The organism is Sorangium sp. So ce1153 (genome assembly GCF_051521595.1).
In the GTDB taxonomy this organism is placed as follows: Bacteria; Myxococcota_A; Polyangia; order Polyangiales; family Polyangiaceae; genus Sorangium.
In genome coordinates, this window is sequence record NZ_CP150361.1 from 4,559,733 (window position 1) to 4,572,768 (window position 13,036).

Below are 13,036 nucleotides of genomic sequence, written 5' to 3' on the forward strand. Positions count from 1 at the left end.
AAGCGCCGATGAAAAGCCAGTGTAGACGCACCTGAGGCAGCTCAGACAGATGGCTGTCGGGGTTGCATGCACAGGCAACATGGCCACCGAGAGACACCTCGAGGAAGCGACGCCTCGGAGCGCGTGAGAGGCTCCGGGCCGCCTGGAGATAGCGCCCTCGTTGATCTCGGTATCCCAGACAGAAAGGCACGCCCTTGTCGGCACGCCTGGCCTTGCGCGGTCGAGGCCGGCCATCTGGGACGCGCTGGATGACCGCGCCGCGCTGGCATCCGGGCGGAGCCGGCACCTCGGTGTTGACACCCCGCGCGAAGTCTGCAACGAGTCGCCCCGCCATCGGTGCTCGTCCGGCCATCGCCTGGCGAGCTGAAAAGGGAACCCGGTGAGAATCCGGGACTGCCCCCGCAGCGGTGAACGGGAACGACCATCACCATCAAGCACTGGGCCAAGCAGTCGAGCGGCCTGGGAAGCGGTGATCAGTAGGAGAGCGACCGGCGACGGCCGCAGCGCCCGTGAGTCCGAAGACCTGCCGAAGGTGCGCGTGCCGGTGCTCCGGCGCGCGCTGACCTGAGCCTTCGAGGGGAAGGCGCGCAGGCTCTGGATCACCTCGCTCTCGCGCGGTGCCGTGGCCCGTCACGCAGCTCCCTCGCTTCGGCTCTCAGCTCACCCGAGCAGTGCTGGGTCGACGCGGGCAGGCGGGCGCGAATGGGATCATGGCTTCATCGTGTGACTCGACCTCCGCGGCGGCGCGGCGGCGCAGCGTGCTGGCTCGCGTTCGCGGCCGGCAGCGCGGTGGCGGGCCCGCGGGCCGCCCGCGCGGAAGAGCTGCGCAGCCCAGGCGGCGAGCAGGCCGGCGGCAACGCGGCCGCAGCCGCAGCCCCGCTGAATGCGGCCGCAGCCGCAGCCCCGCTGAACGCGGCCGCAGCCGCAGCCCCGCTGGAGGTGCGCGTCGAAGGGGATAGCGTGCGCGCGCCCGCGCCGCCCAGGGACAGATCCGTTGCCGGATCGGTGCTGACCCGCGACCGCCTCACCGGCGCGGGGCTCGAAGCCGCGGACGTGCTCCGCACGCAGCCGGGCGTCCAGGTGACGGAGTCGGGCGGCTTCGGCGGACCGGCGACCGCCGCGATCCGGGGCGCGACCGCCGCGCAGACGCCGGTGTACCTTGCCGGCGTCCGCCTGAACGACGATGTCGCGGGGACAGCGGATCTCTCGCTCGTGCCCCTCTGGCTGGTAGAGCGGATCGAGATCTACCGCGGCAACGCCCCCATCGAGGCCGACCGCCTCGGGCCAGGCGGCGCGATCTTCTTCGAGCCGCGCCGGCCCTCCCGGGCGACGGCCGGCGTGGGCGCCATGGCAGGCTCGTTCGGCGCCAGGCGCGGGTGGGCGTTCGCCGGCGCCAGCGCGGGCCCGGTGAGCGCGCTCGTCGGGGTGAGCGCCGAGGCCGCGGCGAACCGTTATGCGTTCGTCGACGATCGCGGGACGCTCTTCGACGCGAGCGACGACACCGTGCAGCGCCGGCGGAACGCCGACGTGCGCACGATCGACGCCTGGGCGCTCGCGCGCGTCGATCTCGGCCACGGCGCGACCCTCGACGTGCTCGCGAACGCGACCGACCGCGAGCAGGGCGTGCCGCGGCTCGCGCTCCTGCCGTCCCGGAGGGCCCGCGGGGGCTCCCTGCGCGCGCTCTCGTCCATCGTGGCGCGGGTCCCGTTCGGCGCCGAGGCGCAGCACACGCTCGAGGCGCGCACGTCGTTCATCGAGGCGCGCTCCGAGTTCGATGACCCGCTCCTCGAGCTCGCGCTCTTCACGCGCGAGCTCCGCGTCGGCGGCCGCCGCCTGGAGCAGACGCTGGGGGCGACCCTCGACCTCTCCGACCACCTCCGGGTGCGACCCATGCTCTCGGTCGCGCGCGAGGGCATCTCGCGCGAGCCGGACGACATCCCGCTCGCGCGCGCGCGGCGCTCTTTCGCGCGCGGCGCCGTCAGCGCGGAAGCGCGCCTCGGGGAGAGCGTCACGCTGCACGCCCTCGCGAGCGGGGAGTGCCACGCCACCGGCGCGGACCCCGAGCGCCCTTGCGATGTCCTCGCGCCGGCAGGGCGCTTCGGCGTGGAAGCCGGGAGCGAGAGGATCCGGCTGCTCGCGACCGTGGGCCGCTATCTCCGCGTCCCGACGCTCGGCGAGGTGTACGGCCTCTCCGGCGTCGTCCACGGCAACGCGGGGCTCGAGCCGGAGTCCGGCGTCACGCTCGAAGCCGGGATCCGGGCGCAGACGCGGCGCGGCGCGGTGCTGCGCGGCGCCTACGTCGACGCCTTCCTGTTCGGGCGCGCGGCCTCCGGGCTCATCGCCTACGCGCGCGCCGGCCAGGGCTACGTGGCCCCGTACAACGTCGGCCGCGCCCGCGTGCTCGGCGCGGAGCTCCTGACGGGGATCGAGGTCACCCCGTTCCTGCGCGCCGAGGTCGCGGCGACGCTCCTCGATCCGCGGGACACGACCCCGGACCGGATGACCGCCAACGACGTCCTTCCGTTCCGCTCTCGCCTCGTCGTCGCCCCGCGCCTCCACGCCGGATGGAAGCGCCCGGGAGACACCGTGTTCTCGGGCGCCTCCGGCGAGCTCCGGGCCGTGTACCAGTCGAGCCGGTACGCCGACCCCGCCGGCCTCGGCGTGATCGCGGAGCAAGCGACGGTCGACCTCGACGCAGAGGCGAGGTGGTTCCGGGGGCACCTCGCGGGGAGAGCGCGCATCGCCGATCTCCTCGACTCGCGGCGAACGGACGTCGTCGGGTATCCGCTCCCGGGACGGAGCGTGTTTTTCACACTGGAGTCAACATGGTGAAGATCATTCATTGCGCGATCGCACTCTCGATCCCGCTCCTCGGGTGCAACGTGGATCCGCCGCCGCCGTCGACGGGCGGTGTTCACGTCGGCGGTGACGGTGGAGGTGGCGGCGGACGCGGAGGTGGCGGTGGAGGCGGTCCGGACACGCCGGGCGCCTGCGAGCGCGGCGTCGTGATCGTGACGAGCGATTACCAGTCGACCAACATCGCGATCTCGGAGCTCGACGGAACCACGCTCTCGCCCTCCTTCGTGTCGAGCGGCGCGACGAAGCCGGGGCTCAGCCTCGCGCTGTCGGGCGACGTCGACGTCCCGGCGACGGCGCCGCCGTCCGGACGCGTCGTCCTGATCGACCGGTACGGCACGAACGTGCTCACCTGGATGGATCTCGAGACCGCCGAGGTCATCGCCCAGCTCCCTGTCGGGCAGGGGTTCGAGTCCAACCCTCACGACTACATCGAGGTGGGCGAGGAGCGCGCTTTCGTGTCGCGCTTCGGGAGCAATCCGGCCCCGGGCGCAGAGCCCTTCGACGAGGGCGGCGATCTCCTCGTCCTCGACACGAAGAAGTACACCATCGAGGGGCGCATCGCGCTCCCGGAGGAGGACGAGGGTCTCCTCCCGTGCCCGTCGGGGATGACGCGCGTCGGCGAGGACGTGGTCGTGTCGCTCGATCGGCTCGCGGCCGACTTCTCGCGGGAGGGGGAGGGGCGCTTCGTGGGCGTCTCGCCGGAGCAGAACGCCGTCGCGTGGACGGTCGACATCCAGGGGCTCTACAGCTGCGGACGCGTCGCCGTGTCGCCCTCGGGCGATCGGCTGGCCGTCGCCTGCTCGAGCCGCTTCGACGCGGACGCGATGAAGTTCGATCCGGCGACGAGCGACATCGTGATCTACGACGCTCGCTCCACCCCTCCCAGGGAGCTCGAGCGGCTCGGCGTGGCCAGGAAGCTCGACGCGGGGATCCAGCCCTCGCTCGCCTTCGCGTCCGAGGACGTCCTCCTCGCGAAGACCTACGGAGGCAACGCGTCCCCCGGAGACACCGTGTTCTCCGTGAACATCACCACGGGCGACGTCGCAACGCTCGGCGAGGCGACGCAGCCCTTCGTCCTCGGCGGCGTGCACTGCTCGCCCGGTTGCGGCGATGTCTGCCTGGTGAGCGACGCGGAGAAGAACAAGCTCCGGCGCTGGAAGGTGACCGCGAACGGCGCGCTCGAGCCGCTGGAGGACGTGACCGTCGACACCGAGATCGGGCTCCCGCCGCGATCGATCGGCGGAATCTGATGCGGCGCTCCAGCGGCGGAGGACGGGTGAGATGACCATGCAAGGGATCGGCGCCGAGCGCGCCGCGAGCGCGCGTGAAGCGCCGACGGCCTCGCGTCCGGGCGGCCGCGCGCTCCTCGCGTACGCCGTCCTGCTCGCCGCGCTCGCGGCGGTCGCCGCGGCCTCGCTCGCGCTCGGCACGGCGAGCCTCTCCGACGCGGGCCTCCGGGCGACCCTGCTGACGCTCCGCGCCGCGCGCCTCGGGGCGGCGCTCCTCGTCGGCGCCGCGCTCGCGGTCGGGGGCGTCGTGGTGCAGGGCCTGTTCCGGAACCCGCTCGCCGAGCCGTCGGTGCTCGGCACGACCGCCGGCGCGGCGCTGGGCGGCAAGATCGCCCTCCTGGTGGTGGAGCTCGTCGTCGCCGAGCGCGGGATCCGCGGGCTGCCCCCGGAGATGGTGCTCCCGGCCGGATGTCTCGCCGGCGCGATGGTCAGCCTGGGGCTCGTGCTCGTGCTCGTGCGCGCGCCGGGAGACCTCCTGAGCCTCCTCCTCGTCGGGTTCCTCCTCTCCTCGCTGTTCTTCAGCCTCGGGAGCCTCGCCACGAGCCTCGCGCAGGAGCGGTGGGAGCTCGGCCGCGCCGTCGTCGCCTTCGCGCTCGGCGGCCTGTCGGGCACGAGCCCCAGGCACGTCGCCCTGGCCGCGCCGCTGGTGCTCGCCGGCGTCGTCGCCGCGTGGTTCTGGGGGAAGCCCCTCGACCTGCTCCTCTCCGGGGAGGAGGAAGCGGCGTCGCTCGGCGTGGACGTGCCCCTGGTGCGCCGCTTCTGCATCCTCTGGATGGCGGTGCTCACGGCCGGCGCTGTCGCGCTCGGGGGCAACGTCGCCTTCGTGGGGCTGCTCGTGCCGCACGCGCTGAGGCCGTTCCTCGGCGTCGACCACCGGCGCCTGATCCCCGTCGCGGCGCTGGGCGGCGCCGTCTTCGTCGCCTCGTGCGATCTGGTCGCGCGCCTGTTGCCTGCGCGCGGGGAGGTGCCGCTCGGCGTCATCACCGGGCTCATCGGCGCGCCGGCCTTCCTGGTGCTGTTGGCGCGCTCGCAGCGGGAGGCGGAGCGTGCCTGAAGCCGTCGGTGTGTCCGGGCTGCGCGTCCGTCGCGGGGGGCGGGTCGTCGTCGACGACGTGTCGTTCACGGCGCCCTTCGGCGGCGTGCTCGCCGTGCTCGGCCCGAACGGGGCGGGCAAATCCTCCCTCCTCAAGGCGCTCGCCGGCGTCGTGCCCTTCGACGGGGACATCCGGCTGAACGGACTTCGCGCGCGCGAGCTCCACGCGCACGAGCGGGCGCGCCTCGCCGCGTACGTCCCGCAGCAGTCCGAGCTCCGCTCGCCGCTCGCTGTCGCGAGCGTCGTCGCGCAGGGCCGGTACGCGCACCACGTCGGGCGCGTGCGCGCCACCGCGGCCGCCGAAGAAGCGGTCGATCGCGCGTTGCGGCTGACGAACACCGCGCCGCTCGCCTCCCGCCCCTTCACCGCGCTGTCGCAGGGCGAGCGGCAGCGCGTGCTCCTCGCGCGGGCGATCGCGACGGAGGCCAGGATCCTGCTGCTCGACGAGCCCACCGCTGCGCTCGACGTCGGGCACGCCCTCCGCCTCTACGCGCTGCTCCGGCGCCTCGCGGCCGACGGCTACTGCGTCGTCGTGGTGCTCCACCCGCTGGCGGAGGCGCTCGACTGGACCGACGCCGCGGTGCTCATGGAGGGCGGCCGGCTCCGCCAGCAGGGCGAGACGCGCGACGTCATCAAGCCCGGCGCCGTGGAGTCGATCTACGACGTGCGGCTCGTTCCAGGCGGCGCGCTCGGCTTCCGGCTGCCCGCTGAAAATGAGGCCCGTCGCGGAGGATCGCTGCCATGAAGGCCATCTCCTGGCTCAACCATGGCGCGCTCACCGGCGCGCTCGCCCTGTCGGTGGCCGCGGCCGCGCTGCCGCGCTCCTCCGACCAGCGCGCGCTGGCCGGTCGGCACGACGCGGCCGCGCGCTCGGTCGACGCCGCCGTTCCCGAGGGGAGCTCGACCTCGCTCGAGGATCACGCGGGGGTCGCGGTCACGCTCCGCGACTTCCGCAGGATCGCGTCGGCGAGCACGGTTGCGGACGAGCTGCTCGTGGAGCTCTGCGAGCCCGACCGCGTCGTCGCGTTCACCGGGTATGGCGCGCGCCGCTCGCCGCGCGGCTACCGGTACGCGAGCAAGGCCCGCGTCGAGGACACCGCCGACATCGAGGCGCTCCTCGCGCTCCAGCCGGATCTCGTCCTCCTCAACGGCTACGGCGATCCGCGCCGGATCGCGCGCCTGCGCGACGCGGGCCTGACCGTCTACGACCTCGGCCCGATGCGCGGGCTCGCGACCCTCGTCCCCAACGTGCACGAGGTCGCCGCGCTGGTCGGCCACCCGGAGCGCGGCCGGCGGCTCGCGACGGCCCTCGTGCAGGGCATGGCCGCGGTGGCCGCCGATATCCAGCCCCGGCAGCGCCGTCGCGGCATGTACCTGAGCGGTTACGGCGGCCGCCTCTTCGGAGGCACGGCGGGCACCAGCTACCACGACGTGCTCGCCTCGGCAGGGCTGATCGACGCGGCAGCGGCCGTGCACCGCGACTGGCCGGAGTACACGCCGGAGCAGGTCCTGACGCTCGATCCCGATGTCCTGGTGACGAACACGGGGATGCGGAAGATCTTGTGCGGCCAGGCCGGTCTCGACCGGCTCCGCGCCTGCAGCGCGCCCGGCGGCGTGGTCGAGCTCGATGACGCGCTCCTCGGCGATCCGGGGCCATCGATGCTCGACGCCGCCCTGGCCGTTCGAGAGGCCGTCCATGGCGCTCCCCCGGCGCTGGGCGAAGCGCGCGCGGGCGGCGAGTGACCCGTTTGCAACGCTGCCAAGCTGGAGATGGACAAGATGAGCGACGACGCGGCTGAACGCTCGACCGAGCGCAACCTTGACGGGACCACGACGGAGTACTTCGATGTGCCGCTGGCGGAGGCGACGTATCGTGAGCTGGTGAGGGTCCTGTTCGAGGACCACTGGAGCGACATCGATTTCGGCCCGTGCCTCCAGGGCGCCGTGTTCGAGCTCCGGTTCGCGAGCAAGCCCCGGGTCGGCTACCTCGACGGCTACTTCACGATCGGGCCGGACGAGCCGGGCGCGTGGCACTTCCACCTCTGCGTCGGCGACCACAAGGGAACGAAGGCGCGGCCGACGCCCCCGGAGCTCGCGCGATGGCGGCAGTGCGCGCGGGCCGCGTTCTACCGCGACCGCGACGCGGATGGACGGGCGAGGAGCTGGGGATTGAGGCTCTGGAACGGTCGAAACGAGCAGATGATGACGGTGTTCTTCCCGAACCCGTGGCTCAATCCGGAGCGCACGAAGCCCGTCAAGGAGCCGGACTGGTCGAGGCTCGCGCTCTGGATGGACCTGCGCGCGCGCTTCGCGGGCGTGCCGCCCGAGCCCGCGCCGGTCGATGACCCTCGGCGCCCGCGCATGTGCGGGTAGCTGGAGCCTCCGCCCGATCGACGGCGTGAGCTGCGGGCCGGGCGAGCGAGCGAGGGCGCTGCCGAGATGGATCGGCCGAATCACCGGCCCTGGGGGCAGGATGCGTTCGCTATCGCCACGGCGTCGAGATCGAAGACGCCTGTCGCTCCGGTCAAGTCCGGACGATCCGTGATTCGCACGTAGCGCGCGAAGCGGAGGTCGAGGTCGGCGAGGTCGAATGCGTCGCCGCCGGCGACCTCGGGGTCGGTCGAATCGATGGAGTTCGTCTTGGAGTTCGCCAGCACGGGGTGCCAGCCGGCGCAGGAGCCGTAGGGGGCCGCCGTGGCCGTGCATGGAAAGGCTATCCAGTCGACGCCGTTCTGGCTCACCTCGACGGTCGCGAGCTCGGCGAAGACGGTCGTCGGGCTGGTCTCGAACGCGTTCTCGAACACGATGAAGTCCGGGCCTGGCCCGTCGACGATGAGGTTGCCGGAGAAGCCGAATGTGACGGTGCCGCCGTTGCCGAGAGACACCACGTCGGTCGAGCCCCCGCAGCAACCGCCGCCCCTGGGAGGTCCGAAGGCGATCTCCGGGAACTTGTCCTGTCCATAGCTCGGACCTGGCCCGAAGAGGTGGGTCACGACCTCGGAGGCGAACACCGTCTCGAAGCCCGTGCACGCCTCGCCGCCGCCCCCCGCGCCGCCCGCGCCGCCGTCGCCCCCTGCGCCGCCCGTGGTCGCAGCGCCGCCCGCGCCGCCGTCGCCCCCGGCGCCGTCCGTGGTCACCGCGCCGCCCGCGCCGCCGTCGCCCCCAGCGCCGCCGCCCGTGGTCGCAGCGCCGCCGTCGCCCCCAGCGCCGCCCGTCGTCGCCGCGTCGCCAGTGCCGCTCCCGCCCGCGCCGCCGTCGCCCCCAGCGCCGCCCGTGGTCGCAGCGCCGCCGTCGCCCCCAGCGCCGCCCGTGGTCGCCCCTCCGCCCGCGCCGCTCCCGCCCGCGCCGCCGTCGCCGCCTGCGCCGCCCGAGCCGCTGGTGGTCGCCGCGCCGCCCGCGCCGCTCCCGGCGTCGCTCGACGACGTGGTCGCCCCGCCGCCCGATCCAGCGGCCCCTCCCTGACCTGCCGCGCCGCCGGAGCCCTGCGCGGCCGTTCCGCCCGCTCCCCCGGACCCGCTCCCGGAAGGGGAGTCCTCCGAGGAACAGGCGATGATCGTGAGCAACGACAGGAGCGCGCCTGCGCGCGCGATACGATACATCATGAGACCTCCGAAAGCGGCCGCGCGCCGCGTCGGAACGGCTCCGACGCGGCGCGCGGCCCGCGTGCTGCTCAGTAGAACGGCGCCGACGTGCCGTACCGCGCGAGATAGATGTTGTAATCGGCGGTGTTGATGTTCCCATCGCCGTTGAAGTCGGCGTGCTGGTTGTACCCGGGGTTGCCCAGCTGGGTGTTCCACGCCGCCATCAGGATGCTGTAATCGCCCGTGTCCACGTCGCCGTCATTGTCGAGATCCGCGTCCGCGATGTTCCCGAAGCCGTCGCCGTTGGTGTCTCGCTGGTTCGCGTTCGCCGTCAGGTAGGCGTTGTCCGCGCCGTCGGGCACGCCGTCGCTGTCGGCGTCCGGCGCGCCGTCGGGGAAGTACAGCGTCACCTTCGGTGTCACCCCGATCTCCCAATAATCCGAGGCGCTCCCGGCCGAGTAGCACTGCCCCGCGGGCGACGAGTACTCGTCCCCCGACGGGTTCCAGGCGATCGCCAGGGCGCTCGTGTGGCCGACGAACGCGATGGGCGACGTCGCGCCGTCGTCCTCGCAGGCGTCGGGTACGAGCTCGAGGTACTGCGACGAGCTCGCCTCGTTCACCGGCGTCTGGCTGCCCCCGACGACGCTCGCGACGACGCTGGCGCGGATGAGCGCGGCATAGCCGTTCTCGCTGGCGCCGCCGACGCCGAACGCGTCTCCGCCGCCCACGTGCAGGGTGTCGTCCTCGTCGAAGCCGAGCGCCGCCGCGCTCAGCACGTTGCTCGCCAGGAGCGAGCCCTCGCTGCCGCCGTATGCGTAAGCGCTCGAGGTGCCGTCGATGACGTCCTGGATGTCGGCCGCCGCCCAGATCCGGAGCTCGCCCGTCCGGTTGGGCGAGGTCTTGTAGCCGATCCCGGTGACGAGGTTGCCCTCGGAGTCCACCGCGATCCCCCCGGAGGCGCCGGGAATGCTCGTGATCAGCGGGATCTCCGCGATCGGCGACGCCGTCAGATCCAGGGCGTAGACGCCGCTCGCGTAGCCGCCCGGGCCGTTCCAGCCGCCGTTGACGACGAGCGCGTCGTTCCCGTACCAGGCTCCGTCGTAGTACTCGACGTCGAGCTCGATCACGTCCACGTGGCTGAGCAGGTCGGGCGGCGAGGTGATGCTGAGGATCGAGCTCGGGAACACCAGCAGCGGCGCCCCGTAGCCGACGCCGAGCGCGATCGTGCTGCCGTCCGGCGAGATGGCGAGGAAGCTCGGATCCATCGGCCCGTCGCTCAGCGTCGCGACAGGCACGTAGACGCTCGATCCATAGTTCTTCTGGAGGTACAAGGTCTGATCGTTGGCGACGAGGAGCCGACCGGCCAGCTCGTAGCCGTCGATCTCCTCTAGTGTCGTGGGGAACCCGTCCAGGGCCACGGACCACCCGTCGGCGATGGCGGGGAGGTTGAACGTATACGACGTGTTCCCCGCGTACTCGTCGAAGGCGTCCGCGAACGCCGGCGGTGAGAGCAGGAGGAACGCTGCGGCGACGAGAGATGCAGAAGTGCGCATGAGGCCTCTTTCGATGTGAACCCTACTGCCGTGAAGGAGAGGACGCGCGCCTGCGCACCCGCGTCGCGCTCGACAGCTGAGCTGTCTCCGGAGCGCGACGGAGCGCGCGTGGTCACGCGTTGTCGCGACGACATGCGGGACGACGGCGTCCTGTCGATCTTCGACCGGAATGGCTCGATACGAAGCCTCTCTTCGCCCGCTGCGCTCGTGGGGACGCCCGACCGCGCGACGCGAGAGCGGAGCGCACCACGGAGCCAGCCGCGAAGCGCAGCGGCGCTGAACCTTCGGAATTGATCATCGGACCGACCCCTCGCCCCCGCGGGCGACTGAGAAGAAAGCGCGGGGAACGGGTCGGAACCGGGACAGGCGCGAGGGTCTGCGCCAGCTCGGACCTCCCCGCCTCCCTCGAGGCTTCCAGGTCAAACCGGCGCGGGATGTCTCCCCGACGCTGGATGTTGGCAGGTCTTCGGGCTTGCGAGCGCTCCGGCTCTCGCCGGCTTCCTACGGTCCACCGCTTCCCAGCCCGAGGGCCAGTGCTCGTCGTGGAGATCGTTCTCGCTTACCGCTGCGGGGCAGCCCCGGATTCACACCGGGTTCCCTTTTGAGCCCCGGGCCGAAGCCCGAGGCACCAACATAGGGCACTACATATTGCGGTGCGGGGCGCAGGTCAAGCGAGATGTCCGCCGATCACAGGATCTCCGCCGCGCCGAACGGCTGCGCGGTCACGGCGCCTGCTCCGTCTCGCCGGCCAGCGCCACTGCGCCGCGCACGCCGTGGTTCGAGGCGCCGAAGAGGTTGTCCGGATCGAGCGCGCGCTTGACCTCGCGGACGACCGTCCGCGCGCCCTCGGAGTACACCACGTCGAGGAAGTCCTGCCGGATCTTCCCCACACCGTGGTGGTGCGAGAGCGTGCCGCCGGAGGCGAGGATCTCCTCACGCGCCGCGTGCTCGAGGGCGGCATACTCCGCGACGGGATCGGCGACGCCCTTCGCGTAGAAACCGAGATAGAAGTACATCGCGACGCCAGTCGAATAGACCTGCGTGAGCCGACCGGTGAAGAAGGGTCGTCCGGGTAGCCTGCGGCGCTCGTGCTCGAGCTCCACGCGGCGCTTGACCCGCTCGTAGAGCTCGAGCGCGCGCGACCATGGCACGCTCGTCTCGAAGCTCTCCGCAATGGCCCAGTGCTCGAACGCCAGATCGCGGATGTACGCGATGCCGAAAGTGAGCTGGTAGCCACGCTCTCCGTTGGCGGCGCCTCCCTGGAGGCCACCATGGCGCGCCGCGATATCCCCGAGCGTCCGCTCCTGGAAGGCGACCTCCGCGGCCGTGCCTTCGAAGACCACCGTCGCCACGCACATCTTGTGCGGATCGAAGCCCTTGATCCGCGTCACCACGAGCGCCTCTGCTCGGCTCTTGAGCCGTGCGGCGAGGCCCTTCGAGGCCGGCTTCAGCGCCTGTCCGAAGTGGAACTGGGTGTTGTCCATCACGCGCACGCTCGCGGGAACGGCGCCGCTCTGTTGCAGGTCGTAGAGGAACTTGAAGCCGCGCTCGAGGTCCGGGAAGATCACGCTCGCGTAGCGCTGCACCTCGGGCAGGGGCCAGACCTTGACCACCGCGCTGGTGATGATGCCGAGGTTCCCCTCGCTCCCGAACAGGAAGGTCTTCGGGTTCACGCCGACGCTCTCGCGCGGGCCCACGGCGGGACGTTCAATCACGCCTCGGGCCGTCACTGCCGTGACATCGAGCACGATGTCCTCGACATTGCCGTAGCGGTTCTTCTTCATCCCGCTGGCGTTCGTGGCGATCCACCCGCCGAGCGTCGAGAACTCCGCGCTGTCGGGCTCGTGTCCGAGCGTCAGCCCGTGCTTGGCCAGCTCGGCGGCGATATGCCGGCCGGTGGCGCCCGCCTCGATGCACGCCGTGCGGTTCACCGGGTCCACCCAGCGCAGCTTGTTCATACGGCGCATGTCCAGCACGACGACGACGCGCGCTTCGTCGACAGGCAAGCGCAGGGCGTCGGTGACGTTGGTACCGCCGCCGAAGGGGACGAGGCAGGCCCCGCGCGCCTGCGCCACCTCGACGAGGCGCTCCACCTCGGCGTGTGCCTCGGGGAAAACGACGAGATCGGGCACGCGGGGGAGCCGACCGTAGCGAATCGCCCAGATCTCGGCCCCGGTGTGGCCGTGGCCATGCCGTAGCCGGACCAGCGGCTCGTCGCTCACCTGATCGTCGCGGAGGAAGCCGCGCAGCGCCTCGAGCAGCGCCTCGTCGCGCCGCGCGGCGGGAACCGCGGGCGGATAGTGGGGCGCGTTGCGGTTGTCATAGGCGAGCGGCGCCTGAAGAATGCCCGACAGCCACGGCAGCAACTTCGGTAGATCGAGCCCGCTGAGGTTGTAGCGGCGTCCCGTGAGGGTCACCTGGCCGTCCGGCTTCACGACGAAGCGCGTGTCCTTGAAGCCCCAGCCGTCGAGCGCCTCCTCCTCGTCATCGAGCGGCGCGGCGGGCGCCGGTGTCCTGCCGCCATGACCCCGCGAAGCCCAGCCCAGCCGGCTCGCGACCTTCGCTCCTGCGCGCTCGATGCGCGACCGCAACCCTCGCTCCTGATCCATAGCATCACCTCGACGATCCAGTGTAAGCGCCGCGCCTCGAGACCCTGTGAGA

The 13,036-nt window shown here is 72.3% G+C and carries 9 protein-coding genes and 2 riboswitches; of the genes, 6 read left to right on the plus strand and 3 right to left on the minus strand.

Annotated features, from left to right (window positions below):
• Window positions 1-317: 317 nt before the first annotated feature.
• Window positions 318-545: riboswitch (cobalamin riboswitch) on the plus strand.
• Window positions 546-723: 178 nt separating this feature from the next.
• The 6 genes from WME85_RS16320 to WME85_RS16345 are packed head-to-tail and all read left to right on the plus strand — an operon-like array spanning window position 724 to window position 7,614.
• Window positions 724-2,832 carry a TonB-dependent receptor gene (locus WME85_RS16320; RefSeq protein WP_437839285.1) on the plus strand — a complete coding sequence of 703 codons (2,109 nt, stop codon included), beginning with the start codon at window positions 724-726 and terminating at the stop codon, window positions 2,830-2,832.
• Window positions 2,826-4,109: a hypothetical protein gene (locus WME85_RS16325; RefSeq protein WP_437839287.1), complete on the plus strand. Its 1,284-nt coding sequence runs from the start codon at window positions 2,826-2,828 to the stop codon at window positions 4,107-4,109. Before WME85_RS16320 ends, WME85_RS16325 begins: the two co-directional genes overlap by 7 nt.
• 31 nt (window positions 4,110-4,140) lie before the next feature.
• The gene (locus WME85_RS16330; protein ID WP_437839289.1) at window positions 4,141-5,202 is read left to right on the plus strand and encodes a FecCD family ABC transporter permease; all 1,062 of its coding nucleotides are present in this window, start codon (window positions 4,141-4,143) and stop codon (window positions 5,200-5,202) included.
• A complete protein-coding gene (locus WME85_RS16335; RefSeq protein ID WP_437839290.1) occupies window positions 5,195-5,986 on the plus strand; it encodes an ABC transporter ATP-binding protein in 792 nt (263 codons plus the stop codon). Before WME85_RS16330 ends, WME85_RS16335 begins: the two co-directional genes overlap by 8 nt.
• A complete protein-coding gene (locus WME85_RS16340) occupies window positions 5,983-6,984 on the plus strand; it encodes an ABC transporter substrate-binding protein (RefSeq protein ID WP_437839292.1) in 1,002 nt (333 codons plus the stop codon). The genes WME85_RS16335 and WME85_RS16340 overlap by 4 nt, the downstream gene beginning before the upstream one ends.
• A 36-nt stretch (window positions 6,985-7,020) precedes the next feature.
• On the plus strand, window positions 7,021-7,614 hold the full coding sequence (locus WME85_RS16345; protein WP_437839294.1) for a DUF7676 family protein: 594 nt from the start codon (window positions 7,021-7,023) through the stop codon (window positions 7,612-7,614).
• A gap of 80 nt (window positions 7,615-7,694) precedes the next feature.
• Here WME85_RS16345 and WME85_RS16350 read toward each other — a convergent pair whose 3' ends face one another.
• From WME85_RS16350 to WME85_RS16360, 3 genes are all read right to left on the minus strand, one after another.
• Complete coding sequence (locus tag WME85_RS16350) at window positions 7,695-8,843, minus strand: hypothetical protein (RefSeq protein WP_437839296.1); 1,149 nt, start codon at window positions 8,841-8,843, stop codon at window positions 7,695-7,697.
• A 68-nt stretch (window positions 8,844-8,911) separates the two neighbouring features.
• Window positions 8,912-10,375 (minus strand): dockerin type I domain-containing protein, encoded by a 1,464-nt coding sequence (locus tag WME85_RS16355; RefSeq protein WP_437839298.1) that lies wholly within the window; start codon window positions 10,373-10,375, stop codon window positions 8,912-8,914.
• A 440-nt stretch (window positions 10,376-10,815) separates the two neighbouring features.
• A riboswitch (cobalamin riboswitch) is annotated at window positions 10,816-11,023 on the minus strand.
• Window positions 11,024-11,097: 74 nt separating this feature from the next.
• A complete protein-coding gene (locus WME85_RS16360; protein ID WP_437839300.1) occupies window positions 11,098-12,984 on the minus strand; it encodes an FAD-binding oxidoreductase in 1,887 nt (628 codons plus the stop codon).
• Window positions 12,985-13,036: the final 52 nt, after the last annotated feature.

Excerpts from the sequence above, each read along its gene's own strand:
- WME85_RS16330 (WP_437839289.1), top strand. The coding sequence starts at position 4,141 with ATGACCATGCAAGGGATCGGCGCCGAGCGCGCCGCGAGCGCGCGTGAA.
- WME85_RS16325 (WP_437839287.1), top strand. The coding sequence starts at position 2,826 with ATGGTGAAGATCATTCATTGCGCGATCGCACTCTCGATCCCGCTCCTC.
- WME85_RS16340 (WP_437839292.1), top strand. The coding sequence starts at position 5,983 with ATGAAGGCCATCTCCTGGCTCAACCATGGCGCGCTCACCGGCGCGCTC.
- WME85_RS16355 (WP_437839298.1), bottom strand. The coding sequence starts at position 10,375 with ATGCGCACTTCTGCATCTCTCGTCGCCGCAGCGTTCCTCCTGCTCTCA.
- WME85_RS16360 (WP_437839300.1), bottom strand. The coding sequence starts at position 12,984 with ATGGATCAGGAGCGAGGGTTGCGGTCGCGCATCGAGCGCGCAGGAGCG.
- WME85_RS16350 (WP_437839296.1), bottom strand. The coding sequence starts at position 8,843 with ATGATGTATCGTATCGCGCGCGCAGGCGCGCTCCTGTCGTTGCTCACG.
- WME85_RS16345 (WP_437839294.1), top strand. The coding sequence starts at position 7,021 with ATGAGCGACGACGCGGCTGAACGCTCGACCGAGCGCAACCTTGACGGG.